The sequence below is a fragment of the Hymenobacter sp. UYAg731 genome, from assembly GCF_054061335.1.
Map to the genome: position 1 here is coordinate 78,513 of NZ_JBSSEC010000005.1, position 20,786 is coordinate 99,298.

At 60.2% G+C, this 20,786-nt stretch carries 18 protein-coding genes; 10 read left to right on the forward strand and 8 right to left on the reverse strand.

Translation table 11 applies throughout. The features are described 5' to 3' along the window. Positions 1–81: 81 nt before the first annotated feature. Complete coding sequence (locus tag ACVWYF_RS16200; protein WP_457069856.1) at positions 82–372, reverse strand: GIY-YIG nuclease family protein; 291 nt, start codon at positions 370–372, stop codon at positions 82–84. A gap of 215 nt (positions 373–587) precedes the next feature. Beyond that, on the reverse strand, positions 588–782 hold the full coding sequence (locus ACVWYF_RS16205) for a cold-shock protein (protein ID WP_168673032.1): 195 nt from the start codon (positions 780–782) through the stop codon (positions 588–590). A 159-nt stretch (positions 783–941) separates the two neighbouring features. Here ACVWYF_RS16205 and ACVWYF_RS16210 point away from each other — a divergent pair, with 159 nt between their 5' ends. Beyond that, the gene (locus ACVWYF_RS16210) at positions 942–1,352 is read left to right on the forward strand and encodes an acyl-CoA thioesterase (protein ID WP_457069858.1); all 411 of its coding nucleotides are present in this window, start codon (positions 942–944) and stop codon (positions 1,350–1,352) included. Here ACVWYF_RS16210 and ACVWYF_RS16215 read toward each other — a convergent pair whose 3' ends face one another. Next, positions 1,353–1,796 (reverse strand): hypothetical protein, encoded by a 444-nt coding sequence (locus ACVWYF_RS16215; RefSeq protein WP_457069860.1) that lies wholly within the window; start codon positions 1,794–1,796, stop codon positions 1,353–1,355. Between the two features lie 39 nt (positions 1,797–1,835). On the opposite strand from ACVWYF_RS16215, the gene ACVWYF_RS16220 reads away from it, so the two are divergent. Continuing rightward, positions 1,836–5,234, forward strand: a complete 3,399-nt coding sequence (locus tag ACVWYF_RS16220; RefSeq protein ID WP_457069862.1) for a UvrD-helicase domain-containing protein — start codon at positions 1,836–1,838, stop codon at positions 5,232–5,234. 5 nt (positions 5,235–5,239) lie between these two features. Here ACVWYF_RS16220 and ACVWYF_RS16225 read toward each other — a convergent pair whose 3' ends face one another. Further along, the gene (locus ACVWYF_RS16225; protein ID WP_457069865.1) at positions 5,240–6,394 is read right to left on the reverse strand and encodes a hypothetical protein; all 1,155 of its coding nucleotides are present in this window, start codon (positions 6,392–6,394) and stop codon (positions 5,240–5,242) included. 532 nt (positions 6,395–6,926) lie between these two features. Between ACVWYF_RS16225 and ACVWYF_RS16230 the strand changes: the two genes are divergently transcribed. The 3 genes from ACVWYF_RS16230 (at position 6,927) to ACVWYF_RS16240 (ending at position 9,065) form a co-directional block, all read left to right on the forward strand. Next, complete coding sequence (locus ACVWYF_RS16230) at positions 6,927–7,091, forward strand: hypothetical protein (protein ID WP_457069867.1); 165 nt, start codon at positions 6,927–6,929, stop codon at positions 7,089–7,091. A 27-nt stretch (positions 7,092–7,118) separates the two neighbouring features. Further along, entirely contained in the window at positions 7,119–7,649 is a 531-nt protein-coding gene (locus ACVWYF_RS16235) for a hypothetical protein (protein ID WP_457069869.1), read from the forward strand. A 93-nt stretch (positions 7,650–7,742) separates the two neighbouring features. Beyond that, positions 7,743–9,065, forward strand: coding sequence for a leucine-rich repeat-containing protein kinase family protein (locus ACVWYF_RS16240; protein WP_457069871.1), 1,323 nt, complete (start codon positions 7,743–7,745; stop codon positions 9,063–9,065). Positions 9,066–9,150: 85 nt separating this feature from the next. Here ACVWYF_RS16240 and ACVWYF_RS16245 read toward each other — a convergent pair whose 3' ends face one another. Further along, on the reverse strand, positions 9,151–10,341 hold the full coding sequence (locus ACVWYF_RS16245; RefSeq protein ID WP_457069873.1) for a hypothetical protein: 1,191 nt from the start codon (positions 10,339–10,341) through the stop codon (positions 9,151–9,153). After that, positions 10,341–11,267 carry an alpha/beta hydrolase gene (locus ACVWYF_RS16250; RefSeq protein WP_457069875.1) on the reverse strand — a complete coding sequence of 309 codons (927 nt, stop codon included), beginning with the start codon at positions 11,265–11,267 and terminating at the stop codon, positions 10,341–10,343. Before ACVWYF_RS16250 ends, ACVWYF_RS16245 begins: the two co-directional genes overlap by 1 nt. Before the next feature lie 140 nt (positions 11,268–11,407). Between ACVWYF_RS16250 and ACVWYF_RS16255 the strand changes: the two genes are divergently transcribed. Then, positions 11,408–12,229, forward strand: a complete 822-nt coding sequence (locus ACVWYF_RS16255; RefSeq protein WP_457069877.1) for a transporter — start codon at positions 11,408–11,410, stop codon at positions 12,227–12,229. Between the two features lie 98 nt (positions 12,230–12,327). After that, positions 12,328–12,783, forward strand: a complete 456-nt coding sequence (locus ACVWYF_RS16260; protein ID WP_457069880.1) for an META domain-containing protein — start codon at positions 12,328–12,330, stop codon at positions 12,781–12,783. On the opposite strand, the gene ACVWYF_RS16265 is transcribed toward ACVWYF_RS16260, so the two are convergent. Together ACVWYF_RS16265 and ACVWYF_RS16270 are read right to left on the reverse strand one after the other, a co-directional pair. After that, positions 12,780–14,141, reverse strand: coding sequence for a M20/M25/M40 family metallo-hydrolase (locus tag ACVWYF_RS16265; protein ID WP_457069883.1), 1,362 nt, complete (start codon positions 14,139–14,141; stop codon positions 12,780–12,782). The genes ACVWYF_RS16260 and ACVWYF_RS16265 overlap by 4 nt on opposite strands. 119 nt (positions 14,142–14,260) lie before the next feature. Next, entirely contained in the window at positions 14,261–17,701 is a 3,441-nt protein-coding gene (locus ACVWYF_RS16270; protein ID WP_457069885.1) for a pyruvate carboxylase, read from the reverse strand. A 281-nt stretch (positions 17,702–17,982) separates the two neighbouring features. Between ACVWYF_RS16270 and ACVWYF_RS16275 the strand changes: the two genes are divergently transcribed. The 3 genes from ACVWYF_RS16275 to ACVWYF_RS16285 all read left to right on the forward strand — a co-directional run bounded on the left by ACVWYF_RS16275 (position 17,983) and on the right by ACVWYF_RS16285 (position 20,733). Next, complete coding sequence (locus tag ACVWYF_RS16275) at positions 17,983–18,699, forward strand: SDR family NAD(P)-dependent oxidoreductase (protein WP_457069887.1); 717 nt, start codon at positions 17,983–17,985, stop codon at positions 18,697–18,699. 8 nt (positions 18,700–18,707) lie between these two features. Further along, entirely contained in the window at positions 18,708–20,033 is a 1,326-nt protein-coding gene (locus ACVWYF_RS16280; protein ID WP_457069889.1) for a cryptochrome/photolyase family protein, read from the forward strand. 70 nt (positions 20,034–20,103) lie between these two features. Further along, complete coding sequence (locus ACVWYF_RS16285; RefSeq protein WP_457069891.1) at positions 20,104–20,733, forward strand: TetR family transcriptional regulator C-terminal domain-containing protein; 630 nt, start codon at positions 20,104–20,106, stop codon at positions 20,731–20,733. Positions 20,734–20,786: the final 53 nt, after the last annotated feature.

Consider the following 20,786-nt stretch of genomic DNA (forward strand, 5'->3'; position numbering starts at 1 on the left):
ATTTATTTTTGGAAAAAGCTAGCGCTTGGACAAAAATAACGTCATGCAGAGCGTAGCGAAGCATCTTTACCTCAATACTAATCAACCCTCCCACGTTTCCAAATCAATCGGCTTCCAAGTGAGATTGAACACAGCAACCAACGCATCTTTCTTGGCCCGTGACCATCCTTTCAGCACTTTCTCGCGGGCAATGGCTTGAGCAGCATCAGGTAATTGCTCAAAGTAGACCAGCAAATCAGTTTGGTAGCGTCCGATGAATTTGCTGGCATCGCCCCGGCCGGTGCTGTGCTCGTAAAGGCGGCGGGTTAGGTCGTTGGTTACGCCGATGTAGAGAACGGTACGGCCAGTATTGGTGAGGATGTAGACGTACATTGATTTGGCTGTCTGGAGTTTTACTAACGTTCATGCAGAGCGCAGCCAAGCATCATTACTGGGCAAGACAACCAAAACGATTGGTTTACTATTGCGGTAAAGATGCTTCGCTGCGCTCTGCATGACATACGGACACCTACTAGCGTTACCTCCAGGGCATAAAAAAAGCCCGCCGTAAGGCGGGCTTTCTTATCAAGAACAAAGTTAGGACAGGACTAAACCAGCGTCACTTTCACAGCGTTCGGGCCTTTTTTGCCCTGAGCCACTTCGAATTGAACTTTGTCATTTTCGCGAATCGAGCTTACTTGCAAGTCGCTGATGTGTACGAAAATGTCATCGCCAGTTTCGTCGTTTTTGATGAAACCAAAGCCTTTGGTCTCATTAAAGAATTTTACCGTTCCGGTGGGCATGGTGGTTGTGTTGTGGAGTTTCCCTAAGCTTTTGGGCCACCGTGGCTTGGTTTCTTAGGTTGCGTCAAAGATAGGCATAATTTCCAAATCAGCAAGTCGATAGGTATTTTTTTCATTCGCTGCCGACCTTTGCCCGCTCCCCCTCCTACCTAATACAGTATGCCCGACGCGCCCGCCCACGCTTTTTCGCACGATTTTCAAGTTCCGGCCAGCGCCATTGATGCGCTGGGCCACGCCAACAACGTGGAATACGTGCGCTGGGTGCAGGACGTGGCGGGCGCGCACTGGCTCAGCATCTGCCCGGCCGAATTGCGCGACCAGATTATCTGGGTGGTGCGCGAGCACCGGATTCGCTACCTGCAATCGGCCTTTGCGGGCGAGACGCTACGGGCCAGCACCTGGGTGGGCGAAACCAGCGGGGCCACGTCGCTGCGCTTCACCCACCTCACCCGCGCCGCCGATGGCGTGCTGCTGTGCGAGGCGGAAACGACCTGGGTGCTGCTCGACCCCAAGAGCGGCCGGCCGGTGCGGGTGACGGCGGAGATGGTGGGTTGGCTTGTGCCTAAGTAACTATGCTTCGCCATTAACAATCAAGTTTTCATACTTGCCATTTTTTAGATTGATTACTAAACTGTAGTAACAATCACCGCCATCGACAACAACTTGTGTGGTAGTCCTCCATCCATCATAAGGATTGCAGAAGCAATTAACCCAAACCAATTTGTCGCCGTGCTGGTCAACAACGCAAACGTATTGACGCTTGTAAACTTTCAGCTTGTTTTCTTTAGCTGCGCGACTCAAGAGCAGGATTAATTTATTCAATTCGGTTTGACTTAACGATGCTTGTTTCACATTCTTGTTAAGCTCGAACATTTCCTTATCTAAAGAATCGTAATGCAGAACAGCGAAATCTGAAGTTGGTGAAGCTTTCAGTTTCTTTCCGGCTTGTGCATGCAGATTCGAGATTGAGAATATCAAGCAAAAAACAATTGGCAAGTAATTAAAACGTCTCATAATACTTGTCATTAATTCGTTTGACGAAATCAAATATACATGCCTCCCTCCTTCCGCATCTACTCCTCTTCGGCCGGCTCGGGGAAGACGTACCAATTAACGAAAGAATACCTGCTGCTGGCGCTGGGGGCCGATGACCCGGCGTATTTCAAGCGGGTGCTGGCGATTACGTTTACCAACGATGCGGCGGGGGAAATGAAGCACCGCATTGTGGATGCGCTGCGGAATTTTGCCTACCCGGCGGCGGGCAAAACGGATGCGCTGCTGGCCGATATTGCGGCCGAGCTGAAGCTGCCGGCGGCGGAGGTGCGGCGGCGGGCGGCGGCCACGTTTCGGCTGGTGCTGTACCATTATGCCGATTTTGGGGTGAGCACGATTGATTCGTTTGTGCAGCGGATTGTGACGGCGTTTACCCGGGAACTGGGCTTGCCGGCCACGTTTGAGGTGGAACTGGATACGGATGCGGTGCTGCAAAGCGCGGTGGCCGCGCTGCTGGATAAGGTGAACCGCGACCCGAACAGCAAGCTGCTGTCGCAGACGCTGGCGGAATATGCGCTGGGGCAGGCCGAGGAGGGCAAAAGCTGGAGCCGCCTGCCGGAGGAGCTGGCCGGGTTTGGCCGGGTGCTGTTTAATGAAACGGTGCAGGAGGCGGTGGCGCAGCTGGACAGGTTGAGCCTATCCGATTTCCGGCGGCTGGACAAGGAGATTCGGGTGCGGCGGGCGGAGATTGAGGCGGCGTTTGCGCAGACGCAGGAGGTAGGCGCAGCAATTTTAGAGCAGGCTGATGTGCGCGTGGACGACCTGTATTACGGCAAAAGCGGCATCGGCCAATACGTGCAGAAGGGCGTGGCGCTGCTGCAAGCCGACGCGGGGCCGAACAGCTACGTGCGCAAAACGCTGGCCGAGGATAAATGGCACGGCGGGAAAATTAAATCGCCCGCCGACAAGGCGCGGGTGGATGCGGTGCGCGAGCCGCTGACGGCACTGGTGGCGACGCTGGACAAAATGCGGGACGAGTATTTGCCGAATTATTTATTACTAGCGGCGATGCAGCCGTATTTATTTCACGCGTCGCTGTTGAGTGAATTAAATAAAATAGTGGAGCAAATTAGCCGCGAGCGCAACGTGGTGTTGATTTCGGAATTTAATCGGCGCATTGCTAGTATTGTGCTCACCGAGCCGGTGCCGTTTTTATATGAGCGGCTGGGCGAGAAATACGAGCACATTCTGATTGATGAGTTTCAGGACACATCGGTTTTGCAGTGGAATAATTTGCTGCCGCTGGTGGAAAACACGCTGGCGAATGGGCACAGCAGCCTGGCGGTGGGCGATGCCAAGCAGGCCATCTACCGGTGGCGCGGGGGCGAGATGGAGCAGATTCTGCGGCTGCACCAGGGCAACACGGAGGCGCTGGCGGCGCGGGCCCGCGAGCCGGAGATGCGCGAGCTGCTGCGGGGGCGCTACGAGTCGTTTCGGGGGAAGCTGGAGCCGCGGGTGTTGCAGGTGAATTACCGGTCGGCGCGGGAGATTATTGATTTTAACAACGCGTTTTTTCAGGCGGTGAGTGGGCGGCACGAGGCGCTGGGACTGGTGACGGGGATTTATGACGCGCATTTTGGGCAGCGGGTGCCGGAATCGCAGCGGGCGGACCAGCAGGGGCATGTGGAGCTGTTATTCACCCAAAAGGATGCGCCGGCCCTGATTTTCGACCCGGCGGCTGGCGCTTACACCGCCGAATCCCTCCCCGGCCACGCGGCCGAGGCGCTGCTGGGCTACGACGAAAGCACCTGCTACCTCACCCTGCAGCTGGTAGAGCAGGCGCTACGCGATGGGTATGAATTGCAGGATATTTCAGTGCTTTGCCGCACGCGGGGGGCCAGCAAGACCATTGCCAAGTTCCTGAAAGAGCGGGGCTACGCCATTATTTCGGCCGATTCGCTGGCGCTGGAATTTGCGGAGGTGGTGAACTTGCTGGTGAGCATTTTGCGGGTGCTGCACCAGCCGGCCGATACGCTGGCGCGGGCCGAGGCTCTGCTGCTGGTGGATAAGGTGGTGCGCGGGCTGGCCCCCACGCCGGCCCGCGCCCGGCACATCGCGGCGGTGGCCAATGCGGCGGGCGGCACCTCGTTTTTCGACGAGTTGCGGGTGTTGGGCTACGACGTGAACGAGGCCGAGACCGGCAACCTGGGCCTCTACGAATTGGCCGAGCGGCTGCTGAGTTTGTTCGGGCTGTTGGGGCGGAATGGGGAGAGCGAGTACCTGTTCCGCTTCCTAGATTTGACGCTGGAATACAGCCTGAAATTTGGCAACAACCTGGGCAATTTCCTCACGCATTGGGAGGAGCGCAAGGGGCGCATCAGCATCAACGCGCCGGGCGGGCGGGCGGCCATTACGATTACGACGGTGCATAAGGCCAAGGGGTTGGCGTATGGCGTGGTGATTGTGCCGTTTGCCGATTGGAGCCTGGAGCCGCACCGGGGCACGCTGTTGTGGGGGCATTTGGAGCCGGGCCAGAAACCCATCGAACTCATGCCCGACGTGGCGGTGGTGAGTTTGAGCAAGGGCATTCAGCAGACGGTATTGGGGGCGCAGTACGACGAGGAGCGCGAGAAAACATTCCTCGAAGGGCTGAACACGCTGTACGTGGCCTTCACCCGGCCGCGCCACCGCCTCTACGTCATCAGCAAGCGGCCGGAGACCCAGAAAACCACCAAAACCGACGAGCTGGACGCCGCCGCGCCCACCACGGCCGCCCGCACCGTGGCCGACCTGCTCCACGGCTACCTGCTGGGCCGCGACGAGTGGCAGGAAGAACAGGTGTCTTTCGTGGTATCGAAAGGCTCGTTGGCGGCGGAGAAAAAGGCTGGCAGCGCCCCCATGGCGGCTACTTACGAGCTGACGAACCTCGCCGCCGCGCCCTGGGAGGAGCGCCTGAAGCTGCGCCGCCACGCCACCACGCTCTTCGATTTTGACGAGCAGAAGGCCCAGGGCGAGTGGAACCGCAAGCTGCACTTTGCCCTGCGCCGCCTGCTCACGGCCTCCGATGTGGGCCGGGTGGCCAGCCAGCTCGTGGCCGAGGGCATCCTGAGCGCCAAGGAGCGGCCGGCGCTGGTCGAGAGCCTCGAACGGCTGGTGAGTGACCCGCGCCTGGCCCCCTACTTCGCCCCGCACCTGAGCGTGGAAACGGAGCGCGAAATCCTGGTGGGCGGCGTGAAGCTGCGCGACTACAAGCCCGACCGCGTGGTGCTCGAACCCTCCCTCGAAGCCCACCACCGCCTGGGCGGCCGCGTCACGCTGATGGATTTCCGCCTGCCCCCGCCGCAGGAGAAACACAAGCGCCTGCTGCGGAACTACGCCACGCTATTCGAGCAGTTGGGGTACGCGGAGGTGCGCGGGGTTATTTATTATTTCGGGACGGGGGAAGTGGTGGAGGTGTGAGAAATTTATTCCATTGCTACCGGCATCTTACGCGCAGTAACTACGGGGTCACGAAATGTCTTCACCTCTTCAATTGGGTCGCTTTTTCTAACTGTATAAATTTCGTCTTTGTATGTTTTCGTCAAAACAGCCGCAACAATTTTAACATCGACATTAATGGCATCAATGGTATTATCATTTGTTAGTCGCAGGGTCATTCCGCCTTGCTTCAAAGACGTAACCCGACCCTTTACAACGACTGAATTTCCCTGCCCTTCGGTCAGAAGATAATTCTGACCGTTTTGACTAAATCTAAAAGAGAAAATAACGTTGTCGCCTGATGGTGGATTGCTGAACATAGAAGCTCCATACATAGCTAAAACAGCAACTGCCCCCGTACCGCCTGAAACTGCACCAGCTGAAACAGCTGTTTTTACTAGACTGCTGCCCATAGCACGTTTATTCGCGTCTTTGTACCAGGCAGCGCCCGCTTCTCCAGTGCTTAATGTATAGGCCCATGAGATGACCTCCGTCGTTTTATAAGGGTCGAACACATTAGGTTCAAATGAATTCTGAGGAAAGCTAAAATCCATGTTAGAGAAGTTGGGAGAGTTGGTATTCGTTACAGAATGCACTCTTTCCAACCTGTCAACTATAGTAACGGGTATAGTATCAATCCGAGCAATTACTTTTCTTGATTTCTGTACATCATAATCACGATGGCCTGTCACTACTTTTTTAGTGTATACATTGTAAGTGGTATCTGATTTATCAATCCACTTAACCGCAGTATTAAATTGTCTAGTTGCTTCCGTTCCTGGCTTCCGTTGAATTCTAATTTTACAGACGCGCCCTTTTAAAAGCGAAGAATTATAAATCCTGAATTTATAGACTCCTTTTTGGTTTACAAATAATGTCTTATCCTTAATTAGAGCTGATTCGTAATCTTCGTATCTCTTCGTTCCTGTATTAGCTTCAGTTACATCTATCTCTTTTACGGTTTTATGGTCTGCCTCTTCAAAATTGAAGATTATTTGGTCGTCTTTTGCGAAGCTATAATAAAGCTCCTTGGTTTCATTACCGCCTAAACGAAGGGTCAAATCAGCCACATCAACAATTTGCTGACCTTTCGCATAGAAATGGCTACTAATAATAAGTAGAAGAATAAAGAGTTTTTTCATGAAATGATTTTGAGGGTGGATATGCTCGTTCAAAAGTATTAACACTTTGAACACAAATCATCATAAATGGCCTCATTTCCCCGCTGGCGTGCGTCTGCGACGCGCTGGAGCCTGTGGCTCGGGCTTCGCGCACCGGCTGAACCCGTAGTCCGGTTCCGTTTCAACCCCGAGCCACAGGCTCGCCGCCAGGCGGCAGCGCGTCGCAGACACGCGCCAGCACACAATCGAAAAAATTCTCGACGGCCCTTGTCACCTTGAGTTGGGAGCCGTCGAGCGGCTCGGGAGCACTCGGCACGAGGTGACGAAGGCCGTTGAGCGCCGCGACGGGCTATGGCACCACGCGCCAAGGGCCGTCGAGCGCCGCGACGGGCTATGTCACCAGTAGCCGAAGGCTGTTGAGCGCCGCGGCGGCTACTGGCGCGGCAAACCGCAAACAATTGCGGGAAATTTTGCTCCCTCGGAATTTCTCCGCACCTTAGCCCGGCCGTGCTGCTGCGGCACCTTTCATCCCTTACTGTTTCCTTTTTATCCCATGACAGACCAAACTACCACGCCCGCTGCGGCCGGCCCCTCTACCCCCGCCGATGCGCTGGTGAACCCCAAGCTGCTCATCCCCAAAAAAGACGGCCCGCTGGCCGAAGTGGCCCGGCTCGTGGCCGAAGCCTGGGGCAAGGAAACCTGGTTTATCCTGCGCTAGAAAACGCAGGCTGATTTCGCCAAGCTGGTGTTAGAATTCTCCGCCAGCATCACCGACAAGCGCAGCGCTGCCACGGCCCGCACCCCGCAAAGCCAGCGCCTGCAGGAGTTAGATGACCAATTCGACGAGGGCCTGCGCATTCTGAAGAAATACATCAACGAAGACAGTAGCTACAACAAGGCCAAGACGGATGCCCGCCTACCCGGCTTTGGCCTGCTGGCCAACAAAAACGGCGGCTTCAACCTGAGCCGCGACCGCGACGAGCGCCTCGTGGCCCTGCGCGATATGCTGCTGCCGGCCGTGGCCAAAGCTCCCTTCGCTAAGCGCGACTATGGCACCGCCTTCTGGCAAACCCGTTTCGATGAGTACGAGAAGCTGCTGAATGAAACCGGCGGCCTGGCCGGCAAAGTGAGCAAGTCGGTGAGCCAGAAAGACACCGCGAAGCTGGAGCTGCGCCGGGTGCTGCAAGCCGTGGTGTACGCGCTGAAGGCCAATTTCCCGGAGACGTTTGAGGCGGAACTGCGCAGCTGGGGCTTCCGGAAGGAGAGCTATTCGTAGCGCGAACTTTCAGTTCGCGTCCCCGCACCGTTTCAACGATTGCAAACGGCGCGGGGACGCGAACTAAAAGTTCGCGCTACGACCTTTGCCCCCATGCACACCCTTGCCCAACTGCGTGCCGGCCAGCTCCACGGCCTCAAGCGCCTCGATTTAGCCGCCGGCCTCACCGAATTTCCCCGCGAAATCTTCGCCCTGGCCGATACGCTGGTGGTGCTCAACCTCACCGGAAACGCCCTATCGGCTTTGCCCGATGACCTGGGCCGGCTGCACAAGCTGGAGGTGCTGTTTTGCTCCGATAACCAGTTCACCGAAGTGCCCGCCGTGCTGGGTCAGTGCCCGCAGCTGAGCATGGTGGGCTTCAAGGCCAACCAGATACGGACGCTGCCGGCGGCGGCCCTCACGCCCGCCCTGCGCTGGCTCATCCTCACCGATAACCAGCTGGAAGAATTGCCGGCCGAAATCGGCAGCTGCCAGCAGCTCCAGAAGCTGATGCTGGCCGGCAACCAACTGCGCGAATTGCCCGCAACGCTGGCCCATTGCACCAACCTGGAGCTACTGCGTATCGCCGCCAACCAGCTCACCGAGTTGCCGCAGTGGCTGCCGGCCCTGCCGCGCCTGGCGTGGCTGGCCTACGCGGGCAACCCCTTCAGCGCGGCGGCCGAGGCCCGCGTGGAGGCTCGGCAGCGCATCGGCCCCATTGCCTGGGCGGCCCTCACGGTGGAAGAAAAGCTGGGCGAAGGAGCCTCCGGCGTGATTTACCGGGCCCGCCGGGCGCAGCCCAACGTGGAGGATACCGAGGTGGCCGTGAAATTATTCAAGGGCGCGGTAACCAGCGATGGCCTGCCCCACTGCGAAATGCTGGCCTGCATCGAAGCCGGGGCGCACCCCAACCTGATTGCCGTGGAAGGCAAAGTAAGCGGCCACCCCGCCGGCACCGAAGGCCTAGTACTGGAGCTGATTGACGAGGCGTTTGGCAACCTGGCCGGGCCGCCCAGCCTGGCCACCTGCACCCGCGACGTGTACCGGCCAGGCACCTCGTTCAGCCTGGAAACTGCCCTGGCTATTGCTTCCGGCATTGCCGCCGCCGCCGGGCACCTGCACACGAAGGGCATCATGCACGGCGATTTATACGCCCACAACATCCTGACTACCATCGAAGGCAATGCCCTGCTGGGTGACTTTGGCGCGGCCAGCTTCTTCGATGTGGAAGATGCGGAATGGGCCATGGCCTTGCAAAGGCTGGAAGTGCGGGCCTTCGGCGGCCTGCTGGAAGAGCTGCTGACGCATTGCGACGAGGCCGACAAAGCCCCAGCGGCGGTAGCGGCATTGTGGGAGTTGCAACGGCGCTGCGTACAGGCGGAGGGAGCGGCCCGGCCGTTGTTTGCGGAGATAGAGCAGGTGCTGGCCAAGATGTAGCGCGGACTTTTGGTTCGCGTCCCCGCACGATATCCGAACGGCTTTAACGGCGTGGAGACGCGAACTAAAAGTTCGCGCTACAGCCCTACTCCAGCCGCTGGTAGCGGATGCGCGGCTGCACGCTGCTGGTGTCCACGTAGAAGGCGAAAGTGGTTTCGGCGCTGTTGATTTCGAAGCGCACTTCGGCCAGCCGCTTGGGGGGCGTGAAGCGCGGCATGGTGGCGAAGCGCATCTCGACGGGCACGCCCGTGCCGCCCAACGGCAGCAGGTAGAGGCCGCGCTTGTCGTCGAGCAGGTAGTGCGTGGCGGTGGCCCGCAGCTGGAAGCCGGGAATGGTGTAGCCCATCTCCTCGTAGAAGCCGTGGTAGTGGAAGCGGCGCAGCACGCGCCCGGTCCGGATGTTGCGCACGAAGGCATTGGGGGCGCGCTGCTGCTGCACGGTGGGCGTGCGGCCGTAGCCCTCCACCCCATCGGCAAAGCGGATGGGGTGGGCCTTACCGGGCGCGTACACCACCAGCACGGTGCTGTCGCTGAGGAAAGAAGCGCCCACCAGCTCGGCATCAAGCCGCTCGAAGCGCAGGGGCGGGCGGCCGGGCCGCAGCAGCTCCGACGCCGTGAGCAGGGCCGCGCCGTTGGGCGAAAGGGTGGGCTCGGACTCGGGGCCGCCGCCGGGACCCCGGCCTTCGCTCAGGCGCAGCACGTTGCCGGCCAGGTCCAGCAGCACCACCACCTGGCCGCCCACGTCGCTGTCGGGCACCATAAAATCGAGGGTAAAAACCAGCGCGCCCAGCGGCCGGCTATAGCCCAGGAACTGCGGCAGGTAGGCTTCACTCTCGGTCACGATGTCGGCCCCGGCCTTCTTGAAAAAAGCGGCCTTGCGCAACTTCCGGCTGAAAACCTGGCGGCCGGATTGCTCGCGCAGCGTCACGGTATAGTAGCCCTCGAAGCCGCGCACGCGCTTGAAGTGGCCGGGCGTTTCCTCGTAGGTGGCCGTGAGGCGGCGGGCCGAGTCGGTTTCGGCGGCCAGCAGCAGGTGGTAGGGCTGACCGTTGAGCAGCACCAGCGTATCGGCCGCAACGGGTGGGGCCCAGCCGGGGATTTCGGGCGGCGGCTTGGGCTTGGCCACGGGCGGGTGGGCAGCGGGCGGTGGCTCTGGCAGGGGCGCAGGCGTGACCGCCACGCTGGGCATGGCCCGCGCATCCGACTTGGTGGAATGAAGCTTCTGCTCGCAGCCCGCCAGCAAGGCCAGCAGGCCGACGGCCACTAGGTTGCGCATTATTTTGAGAGCCAGCCGTTGGCGTCGAGCCAATTGCGCAGGCGGTCCGTCCAGAGGTCTTGGGTGGTTTTATTGTTGAGCCCGAAGCCGTGGCCGCCTTTGGGGTAGAGGTGCATTTCGGCGGGCACGCTGTGGCGCAGGCAGGCCTGGTAGAACACGATGCTGTTGTTCACGGGCACCGTTTTATCGTCCTCGGCATGCACCAGAAAGGTGGGCGGGGTCTGGGCCGATACGTGCAGCTCGTTGGAATACTGCCGGATTTGCTCGGCCGAGGGCGTTTTGCCCAGCAGGTTATCGCGCGAGCCCGGATGCCTGAGCGTATCGCTGAAACTAATGACCGGGTACAGGAGCACCAGAAACGCGGGCCGCACTGAAACCGTCCCCGCATTGTCGCCCACGGGCCGGGCAAACTGGGTGCCCGCCCACGCCGCCAGGTGCCCGCCCGCCGAAAAGCCCATCAGGCCAATGCGTTCGGGGTTGATGCTGTACTTGGCGGCCTGCTGGCGCACGAGGCGCAGGGCCTGCTGGGCATCGAGCAGCGGGGTAATGGACTTGTCGACCTGGCTTTCGTCGTTGGGCAGGCGATATTTCAGCACGAAGGCCGTGACGCCGAACTCATTAAGACGCTTGGCCACGTCGTAGCCCTCGCTGTCGATGGAGAGCCGGGCGTAGCCGCCGCCGGGGCAGATGATGACCGCTGTGCCGTTGGCCGTGCCCGCCGCTGGCAGGAAAGCCGTAAGGTTGGGCTGCACCACGTTGGAAATCCGCACGCCGCCGTTGGCCAGCGTGATGCTGGATTCCTGCACCGCGCTGGGCTGGGAGTCGGGCACGGTGCCCGAGTAAATCGGAAAAGTCTGCTGCGCGAGCAGGCGTCCGGAAGCCAGCAGCATCAGTCCCAGAAAGGCAATAGTAGCGGTTGTTTTCATAGAATAGCGGATTGTACGCAAAAGTACGGCACACGGTCTTAAGGTGGCATTATTAAACAAGCACATGGTACTATCAGGCGAAAGTTCTGCAAACCGCAACCCGGTTTGAATTATTCCGTGTCGGCCACGGTCTTTAGGCCATGCGCAAGACCACTCTGCTGGCCGCCGCCGCCCTGCTGGGCAGCCCCGGCCTCACCCTGGCCCAGAACACGCCGGACGACAACAACCCCAACGTGGATGCCCCGTTCGTGCGAAACATTCGCGCCGACCGTCCCGGCCAAACCATCACCGCCCAGGTCCTTCGCCCGGGCCGCATCCAGCTCGAAACCGGCTTCCAGCGCCAGTTTGGGGGCGTGGGCCTGGCCCAAAGCCTGAGTGCGGCCACGCTCCGCATCGGCTTTTTCAACAGCATGGAGCTGCGCGTGAGCCAGCCCTACTTCCACAACGGCCCGACACGCGCTACCGAAGCCGGCCGGGTCGATTCCAGCGGCTGGGCTCCCGTGGTGGTGGGGGCGAAATTCATGCTTTCGCCCAACTACGACACCCGTACGCAGGTGGCCATTCTAGTAGAGTCAGCAGTACCGGGCACGGGCAGTGCGGGCCTGCGCGGCAACAACTGGGGCCCCGGCGGCCGCCTGCTGGTGAGCGAGCAGATTGGCGAGCGGTTCGGACTCGAAGCCAACTTTGGCTTCAGCCAGCGCGGCCTGACCACCAAAGACATTGAAAAAGGTCAGTTCCTGGGCACGCTGGCCCTCAATGGCCCCTTGAGCGAGAAGGCCGGATTCTTCGTGGAAGCCTACGGCTACGGCCGCCAGGCCCTGACCACCGGCACCACGGCGGGGATGTATTTCCGCCCCATTCCGGCCATGCGCCTCGACATCACGGCGGGGCAGGCGGTGAGTGGCCTGGCGGCTGGTACCACCACGGTGGGGGCTGGGCTTACCTTCAAAGTAGGCAAATAGAACCCGTGGGCACGAGCTCCGCAAAACAACATTCAGCCAAAAGCCTGCGTTAGTACGCGGGCTTTTTTGCGTAAAATCAGCTTTTCAACGCGTTTGCTATGCGTCTCTCCTTTTTGCTTCTGGCCCTGCTGGCCGCCGGCTGCCAAACCCGCCCCACCCAGGGAACGGCCGCCGCTACTCCCCCACCCGCCCGCGTGGCCCCCAATGCCCAGCTGCGCGAAACCCGCTGGGTACCGCGCCAGCTGGCCGGTCAGCGCGTGGCCGTGCCCGCCGATACCAGAGAGCCTTACCTGCTGCTCCGCGCCGATGGCACGGCCGAAGGCAACGGCGGCTACAACCGCTTCCGGGGCACCTTCTTCAACGAAACAGCGGGCGAGCTAAAGTTCAGCCCGCTGATGAGCACGCGCATGAGCTGCCCGGCAATTGCCACCGAAAACGAATTTAATCAGGCCCTGGGCCAGTCCAGCACCTACCGCATCAGCGGCGACACGCTGCTACTATTCAACGCCACGAGTGCCCCGGTGGCGCGGCTGGAGGCGGTATATCTGCACTAGCGCCGGCTGTCGTCGGTGAGGGGCGGGATGCGGGTAGGCGTCTGGCGGCCGGCCACGATGCCGCTGGCACTCTGGGCAATGGCCTGAATGACGGCCGTCATGTTGGCCAGGCTCAGGCTTTCCACTTCGTCGTCAACGGAATGGTAGAGGCCGTCCATCGGAATCTGGTCGGTGCTGATGGTGTGGGCCGGCACGCCCAGGCGGGCCAGGGTAGCATTGTCGGAGCGGTAGAACAGGTTTTGCTCGGGGTACGGGTCGGGCTCGAATTTGAATTTGCTGCCGGCTAGGTTGGCTTGCAGCAGCTTGCCGAAATCGGACCGTTCGTAGCCGGTGATGAAGGCCGTGTTGGGGCCGAACTTGGCTTCCTTGCCAATCATCTCAATATTGAACATGGCCGCCACCTGTTGCGAGTCGAGCTGCTTCGAGAAAAACTGCGAGCCGAAGCCGCCCACTTCTTCGGCCGCAAAGGCTACGAAAATGAGCGGGCGGGCATTGTCGTTTTTCTTCTTGAAGTATTCGGCCAGCGCCACCACGGCGGTGGTGCCGCTGGCGTCGTCGTCGGCCCCGTTGGCGATGGAATCGCCGGCCACCGGCTTCAGGTAGCCGAGGTGGTCGTAGTGGCCCGAGAACACCACGTTTTCCTTGGCCCGCTTGGGGTCGTGGCCGGGAAGCTGGCCTACGATGTTGCGCAGTTCCACCGGCTCCATCACGCTGCTGGCGCTGATGCGATAGGTGAGCACTGCCGGCTTAGGCCCCAGCACAAACACCGTCGAGAAGGGTTTCGGCGGCTCGGCGCTGGTGGTGCCTTGCGCCGCGTAACCAACCAACTGGCGGAATACTTTGGCCTGGGCCGTGTCTACAAATACCAGCGTGTTGGCCGTGGGACGCAAGTAGGAGAACATTTTGCCGCGCTCGGCGGGCTCGGGGCCGATGACGACCACGGCCGGGGGCTGGGCATCCTCGCTGGTCCAGCGCAGGGTGGGCTGGCCGGAAATGGCTACGGCCTGCAACGGTGCCATTGTCTGGTCGTTGATGACGGCCGCCACCGGGCTGGTCAGGCCCTGATACACGGTGAGGATTTGCTCGAAGCCAGTTTGGCCGGGCAACGGCTTCAGACCGATACGCTTGAACTCGGCGGCCAGGAACCGGGCCGCTTTCAGGCCGCCGGCCTGGCCGGTGCCCCGGCCCTGCATGTCATCGGCGGCCAGGGTCTGGACGACCCGCGTTACCGTGGCCGTCGATACGCTGAGGACTTTGGTGGTGGGTTTCTTCGCAAGTTTCTGGGCGGTGGCAGGCAGGGCGGCGAGCAGTCCGCCAAGAAGAAGAAGAAGAAGAAGAAGAAGAAGAATATTTTTCATGCGAAAAGTGACGGTGTGAATTAGTGCAATGCAGGGACGGGGCTTGTCCGCGCCCGCCGCTGCAACGATTTCGTTCAACGGCAAGCAGGAACAAGCTCCGCCCCTACTGGCTCTGTGTTTCAGCTCAAAGTCAGAACCAGGTCATCGGCCGATACGCGGGCACCTTCGGCCAGCACTACTTCGGCCACGGTGAGGTCCTGCGGGGCGGTGATGGTGGTTTCCATTTTCATGGCTTCGATGACGAAGAGCGGGGTGTTTTTGGGGGCGGCCTGGCCGGGCTTCACCAGCACTTTGCTGAGCATGCCCTGAAGCGGCGCGCCCATCTGGCGCGGGTTGGCCTTGTCAGCTTTGGCGTTGCTGATTTTGGTGACTTCCACCGACTGGTCGCGCACCTGCAGATTGCGGGTCTGGCCATTGAGGGTGAAGAAGATGGTGCGCTCGCCCTCTTCGTTGATGTCACCCACCGACTCCAGCCGCACGATAACCGACTTGCCCCGGGCAATTTCGATAATGGTTTCCTCGCCCGATTTCAGGCCGTAGAAGAACGCCGAAGTCGGCACCTTGCTCACGTTGCCGAACTTCTGGCGGTGCGCCCAGTACTCTTCGAACACCTTGGGGTAGAGCAGCGACGAGAGCAGGTCCGTGAACTTACCGTTGGGGTATTTCTCCTGGAAAGCGGCCCATTCCTTGTCGAAATCGATGGGCGCGAGGTGCTCGTTGGGCCGGTCGGTGAAGGGCGTTTCGTTCTTGAGAATGAGCTTTTGCAACTCGGCGGGCCAGCCGCCCTCGGGCTGGCCAATGTCGCCGCGAAACAGCTCGCGCACGGACTCCGGGAAGTTCAGGGTTTCGCCCTTCTCCATCACATCCTTGGGCGTGAGGCCGTTGGAAACCATAAACAACGCCATGTCGCCCACCACTTTAGAGCTGGGCGTCACCTTTACGATGTCGCCAAACATCATGTTCACGTCGCCGAAGCGCTGCTTCACTTCCTCGAATTTATCGAGCAGGCCCAGCGAGGCCGCCTGCGGGCGCAGATTAGAATACTGCCCGCCCGGAATCTCGTGCTGAAATACCTCCGAAGTGCCAGCTTTCAGGCCCGACTCGAACGGATAATACATCTCGCGCACCGCCTCCCAATAGTTACTGAACTCGTTGAGAGAATGCTGGTTGAACTCGCGGTGGCGCGGCGTGTGGCGCAGCATTTCAACCACCGAGTTGAAGTTGGGCTGCGAGGTGAGGCCCGAGAGCGAACCCAGCGCCACATCGATGACATTCACGCCGGCCTCAACGGCTTTGGCGTAGGTGGCGGCTTGCAGCGATGACGTGTCGTGCGTGTGCAGGTGGATGGGCAGCTTCACGGTATCGCGCAGGCCGGCGATGAGCTCAGTGGCGGCGTAAGGCTTCAGCAGGCCGGCCATGTCCTTGATGCAGAGGATGTGCGCGCCCGCATCTTCGAGCTGCTTGGCCAGCTTGAGGTAGTAGTCGAGGGTATATTTGGTACGGTTTGGGTCCATAATGTCCCCGGTGTAGCAGATGCTGGCCTCGGCCAGGCGGTTGGTTTTGTTGCGCACGAAACCGATGCAGGATTCCAGGCCTTTCATCCAGTTCAGCGAGTCGAAAATGCGGAATACGTCCACGCCGGTTTCGGCTGCCTGCATCACGAACCGCTCCGTCAGGTTATCCGGATAGGCCTTGTAGCCCACGCCGTTGGCCCCGCGAATGAGCATCTGCAACAGAATATTCGGGATGGCTTCGCGCAGTTTGGCGAGGCGCTCCCAGGGGTCTTCGTGCAGGAAGCGCAGGGCCACGTCGAAGGTCGCGCCGCCCCAGACTTCGAGTGAAAAGGTCTGGGGATGCTGCTGGGCGTAGGCACGGGCCACTTTCAGCATGTCCCAGGTCCGCATGCGGGTGGCGAGCAGGCTCTGGTGGGCGTCGCGCAGGGTGGTGTCGGTATAGTGAATGAGGGGCTCGTTGCGCAGCCACTCCGCGAATTTCTCGGGGCCGAGTTCATCCAGCTTTTGCTTAGTGCCGGGGGTGGGCGCGGTGTACTCGAAGGCGGGAATACGCGGCTGGCGCGGGTTGGCGCGCGGGTCGAGCAGGTGGCGCACGTCGGGGTTGCCGTTCACCACCGTCTCGCCGATGAAGCCGAGCAGGCGCGTGGCGCGGTCCTGCCGGGCATCAAACTGGAATAATTCGGGGTGGTCCTTAATGAAATCGACGGTGGCGTGGCCGGTCTGGAACTCCTCGTTGCCAACGATATTTTTCAGAAACGGGATATTGGTTTTCACCCCGCGAATCCGAAACTCATCGAGCGCACGCAGCATTTTCTGGGCCGCGCCGTGCAGGGTGGGCGCGTGGGCCGAGATTTTGACCAGCAGCGAATCAAAAAACGGCGACACCACCGCACCCTGGTACACCGAGCCCTCGTCGAGCCGGATGCCAAAACCGCCCGCCGAGCGGTAGGCCACGATGGTGCCGTAGTCGGGCTTGAAGTCGTTGGCGGGGTTTTCGGTGGTCACGCGGCACTGCACCGCGAAGCCCGTGCGCAGCGGCACCACGTCGGGGCCGAGGCCGATTTCGGGGTCGCTGAGTTTGTAGTTGGCGGCGATGTAAATCTGGGTTTTAATCAAATCCACGCCCGTAATCATTTCGGTTACGGTGTGTTCCACCTGAATGCGCGGGTTCACTTCAATGAAGTAAATCCGGTCCTGCTCGGGGTTCACCAGGAATTCCACGGTGCCCACGTTGTCGTAGCCCACGGCCCGCCCAATGCGCAGGGCGTACTCATACAGGAGGTGGCGCTGGTGGTCGGGCAGGTTCAGGGCGGGCGCTACTTCCACCACTTTCTGGAAGCGGCGTTGCACCGAGCAGTCGCGTTCGTAGAGGTGAACAAGGTTGCCGTGGTGGTCGCCCACCAGCTGCACCTCAATGTGTTTGGGGCGCTCCACGAATTTCTCCAGAAATACCGTGTCATCGCCGAAGGCATTCAGCGCCTCGTTGCGGGCCTCAAAAAAGCCCTTTTCCATCTGCTCATCGTCGCGGATGATGCGCATGCCGCGCCCGCCGCCGCCGCTGGCCGCCTTCAGCATCACGGGGTAGCCGATGCGGTTGGCTTCGGCTTGAGCGGTTTCAAAGTCGACCAAATCAGCCGCGCTGCTCTCGATTTGGGGCACTTGGCACTGCTGGGCCACTTCCTTGGCGCGCACTTTGTCGCCGAGGGCTTCCATGACTTCGGGGCGGGGGCCGACGAAAATAATGCCTTCCTCGGCGCAGCGGCGCGAGAGCGTGGCGTTTTCCGATAGAAAGCCGTAGCCGGGATGGATGGCATTGACGCCGTTTTCCCTGGCTATGCAGATGATGCCTTCGATGTTCAGATACGGCTTGAGCGGTTCGTCGTCGCGGCCAATCTGGTAGGCCTCATCGGCCTTGTAGCGGTGCTGCGAGTAGCGGTCCTCGTAGGTGTACACGGCCACCGTGGGGATGTTGAGCTCGGTGGCGGCGCGCATGACGCGAATCGCAATTTCGCCACGGTTGGCGACCAGGAGTTTGGTTATGTTCATAGAAGCAAGGGAGCGTTTGGCGCGGATACGGCGAAACTACGTCAAAGGCTGGGCAATCCCGAATACAAACGTTTGCGCTTTTCACAATAGGCAGCGAGCCAGTAAGCAAGGCCCTGTGTTATCAAATTGTTGCCTCATTCGCCGATGTCAGCCTGCAACCCCTTACCGCAACCAGACTATTTACCATTTATTCAGTATTCTGAGGGTATAGCCGGTGCCCCTGGGCAAACAACCACGCGCAAATGAGGTTAGCCAACACGCATTAACCATCTTGCCCACCCATGCAGTTTTCCGACAAAAATATTCTGATTATCGGTGCCTCCTCCGGCATTGGCCTGGCTACGGCCACGCTGCTCCACGGCCTCGGCGCGCACCTGTTCACGGCTTCGCGGCATCGCTCGCCGGAGCTGGCCGCGCTCAATACCACTCACTTCGACTACGATGCCACCCAGGAAGCCGGAGCAACTTTTGATGCCCTGCCCGACGTGCTGCACGGCGTGGTGTACTGCCCCGGAAGCATCAAGCTGCGCCCGTTTGAGCGGATACCAGTGGCCGATTTCGCCGCCGATTTCGACCTGAACGTGCTGGGCGCGGTGCGGGTGCTGCAAGCCGTGATGAAACGCCTGAAGAAGGCCGAAGGCACGGCTTCCGTCGTGCTATTCAGCACCGTGGCGGCCGATACGGGCATGAGTTTCCACGCCAGCATTGCCACCGCCAAGGCCGCCGTGGAGGGCCTCACCCGTGCCCTGGCCGCCGAGTATGCCGCCAGCGGCGTGCGCGTGAACTGCATCGCGCCTTCGCTCACCAACACGCCTCTGGCCGCTGCCCTGCTCAATTCGCCCGAGAAGGTGGAGGCTGGCGGCAAGCGCCACCCCTTGCAGCGCATTGGCCAGCCCAAGGACTTGGCTTATACGGCCTCGTTTCTGCTCTCCGACCACAGCTCGTTTATCACCGGCCAGACGATGGCCGTGGACGGCGGCATGGGCAAACTGAAGTAGCTAGCGCCATGAAAATCTGCATCTTCTGGCACCGGCGCGACTTGCGCATCCACGACAACGCGGGGCTGGCAGCGGCGCTGGCCAGTGGCTTGCCGGTGGTGCCTTTGTTCATCTACGATAAGGAAATCCTGGACCACCTGCCCGAGAAGGCCGACGCCCGGCTCACTTTTATTTATGATGAAGTGGAAAAGCTGGCGCAGGAGACCGAGGCGGCCGGCGGCACTTTTCTGGCCCGCTATGGCCAGCCGCTGGCGGTGCTGGAGCAGCAGCTGAAAGACTTTGACGTGGCCGCCGTGCATACCAACGAAGACTACGAGCCCTACGCCACCAAGCGCGACACCGCGGTAGCTAAGCTGCTGAAGAAGCACGGCGTGGAATTTCACACTTATAAGGACCAAGTCATCTTCGCCAAAGACGAAATCATGACCAAATCGGGCACCGTGCCCAAGGTTTTCGGGGCGTACCTGAAAGCCTACACGGCCAAGCTGACGGATGCGCTTTTGGAGCCCTGCGATTCTAAAAAGACGTTTCAGAAAGTCAATCTGCACCACGTTGCTAAAGAGAAAGCAGGAGTCCGGCCCACGCTCAAAAGCATGGGGTTCGAGCGCAAGGAGCAGTACTTCCCACCGGTGAAGCTGCCGGCCGAAAGTATCGTGCGCAACTACCACAAAACCCGCGATACGCCCGCCAACGCCCACGGCAGCACCCGCGAGTCGCTGAATCTGCGCTTCGGCACGCTAAGCGTGCGCGAAGCCATGAAACAGGCGAAAGAGCTAAATCAGAAGCTGCTGGCTGAAATCATCTGGCGCGATTTCTTCATGATGCTGCTCTGGCATTTCCCCAACACCGCTACCGAAGCCTACGACCCCAAGATGCGGGACGTCCCGTATCGCAACAATGAAGAGGAGTTCCGGGCCTGGTGCGAAGGCCGCACCGGCTACCCGCTGGTAGATGCCGGCATGCGCGAGCTCAACCAAACCGGCTACCTGCCCAACCGCGTGCGCATGACCGTGGCCGGCTTTCTAGTCAAGCATTTGTTCATCGACTGGCGCTGGGGCGAGCGGTATTTTGCCGACAAACTCCTGGACTACGAAATGGCCAACAACGTGGGTAACTGGCAGTGGATGGCCGGCACCGGGGCCATCTCGGCCCCCTGGTTCCGGGTGTACAGCCCCGACAGCCAGCTGGCGCAGGTCGACCCCAAAATGGAGTACGTAAAGCGCTGGGTACCGGAAATTGGGACCGCCAAATACCCCGCGCCAATTGTGGAACACAAGTTCGGCCGCGAGCGGGCCGTGGAAGCCCTCCGGGCGGCGCGGATAGCGGCGAGCTAAGCCTGAAAAGCTATTGGTTTTTAGTGGGCTGGCCGCCGAACCGTAAGGCCTGCAAAGCGGTTGTTGTTCCATGGAAAAGGACCGCATCAAACAAGCTTATCTCGACTTCGTGCTCAACGAAGGTCACCCGCCGCAATCGGTGTTCAAGCTCACGCAGCAGCTGGGTTTGGCCGAGTCAGAATTTTACCAGAGCTACCCGAATTTCGAAGCCATTGACCGGGAAATCTGGGCTGACTTCGGCCGGCAGGCGCGCGAAACCGCCGCCGCCGAGCCCGTGTGGGAAGGCTACGGCAGCCGCGAAAAGCTGTTGGCGTTTTACTACACGCTGCTCGAAATCCTTAAAAGCAACCGCTCCTATGCCCTGATGAGCCTGCGCCGCTCGCTGCACCGCATCCCCGCGCTGTCGCCCCGCGTGCTGGACGATTTCCGGCAGGATTTTGAATACTTCGTGGGCGATTTGCTGCGCGATGGCCGCGTGAGCGGCGAAATCGCCAACCGCCCCCTGGTGCAGGACGGCTACCCGCGCTTTTTCTGGCAGCAGGCGCTGTTCGTGCTCGGCTATTTTGCCAAGGACGATACCCTGAACTTCGAGCGCACCGATGCCGCCGTGGAGAAAGCCGTGACCCTGAGCTTCGACCTAGTGGGCCGCAATACGATTGATTCGGCCGTGGATTTCGTGCGGTTTCTGGTTAGAAAGTAAGAATGTAGGGGCGGGGCTTGCCCCCGCCTGAATCGTTGAACGAACTCGCTCAA

Coding starts and splice junctions, on each gene's coding strand:
- ACVWYF_RS16200 (WP_457069856.1), bottom strand. CDS start 372: ATGTACGTCTACATCCTCACCAATACTGGCCGTACCGTTCTCTACATC.
- ACVWYF_RS16205 (WP_168673032.1), bottom strand. CDS start 782: ATGCCCACCGGAACGGTAAAATTCTTTAATGAGACCAAAGGCTTTGGT.
- ACVWYF_RS16210 (WP_457069858.1), top strand. CDS start 942: ATGCCCGACGCGCCCGCCCACGCTTTTTCGCACGATTTTCAAGTTCCG.
- ACVWYF_RS16215 (WP_457069860.1), bottom strand. CDS start 1,796: ATGAGACGTTTTAATTACTTGCCAATTGTTTTTTGCTTGATATTCTCA.
- ACVWYF_RS16220 (WP_457069862.1), top strand. CDS start 1,836: ATGCCTCCCTCCTTCCGCATCTACTCCTCTTCGGCCGGCTCGGGGAAG.
- ACVWYF_RS16225 (WP_457069865.1), bottom strand. CDS start 6,394: ATGAAAAAACTCTTTATTCTTCTACTTATTATTAGTAGCCATTTCTAT.
- ACVWYF_RS16230 (WP_457069867.1), top strand. CDS start 6,927: ATGACAGACCAAACTACCACGCCCGCTGCGGCCGGCCCCTCTACCCCC.
- ACVWYF_RS16240 (WP_457069871.1), top strand. CDS start 7,743: ATGCACACCCTTGCCCAACTGCGTGCCGGCCAGCTCCACGGCCTCAAG.
- ACVWYF_RS16245 (WP_457069873.1), bottom strand. CDS start 10,341: ATGCGCAACCTAGTGGCCGTCGGCCTGCTGGCCTTGCTGGCGGGCTGC.
- ACVWYF_RS16250 (WP_457069875.1), bottom strand. CDS start 11,267: ATGAAAACAACCGCTACTATTGCCTTTCTGGGACTGATGCTGCTGGCT.
- ACVWYF_RS16255 (WP_457069877.1), top strand. CDS start 11,408: ATGCGCAAGACCACTCTGCTGGCCGCCGCCGCCCTGCTGGGCAGCCCC.
- ACVWYF_RS16260 (WP_457069880.1), top strand. CDS start 12,328: ATGCGTCTCTCCTTTTTGCTTCTGGCCCTGCTGGCCGCCGGCTGCCAA.
- ACVWYF_RS16265 (WP_457069883.1), bottom strand. CDS start 14,141: ATGAAAAATATTCTTCTTCTTCTTCTTCTTCTTCTTCTTCTTGGCGGA.
- ACVWYF_RS16270 (WP_457069885.1), bottom strand. CDS start 17,701: ATGAACATAACCAAACTCCTGGTCGCCAACCGTGGCGAAATTGCGATT.
- ACVWYF_RS16275 (WP_457069887.1), top strand. CDS start 17,983: ATGCAGTTTTCCGACAAAAATATTCTGATTATCGGTGCCTCCTCCGGC.
- ACVWYF_RS16280 (WP_457069889.1), top strand. CDS start 18,708: ATGAAAATCTGCATCTTCTGGCACCGGCGCGACTTGCGCATCCACGAC.
- ACVWYF_RS16285 (WP_457069891.1), top strand. CDS start 20,104: ATGGAAAAGGACCGCATCAAACAAGCTTATCTCGACTTCGTGCTCAAC.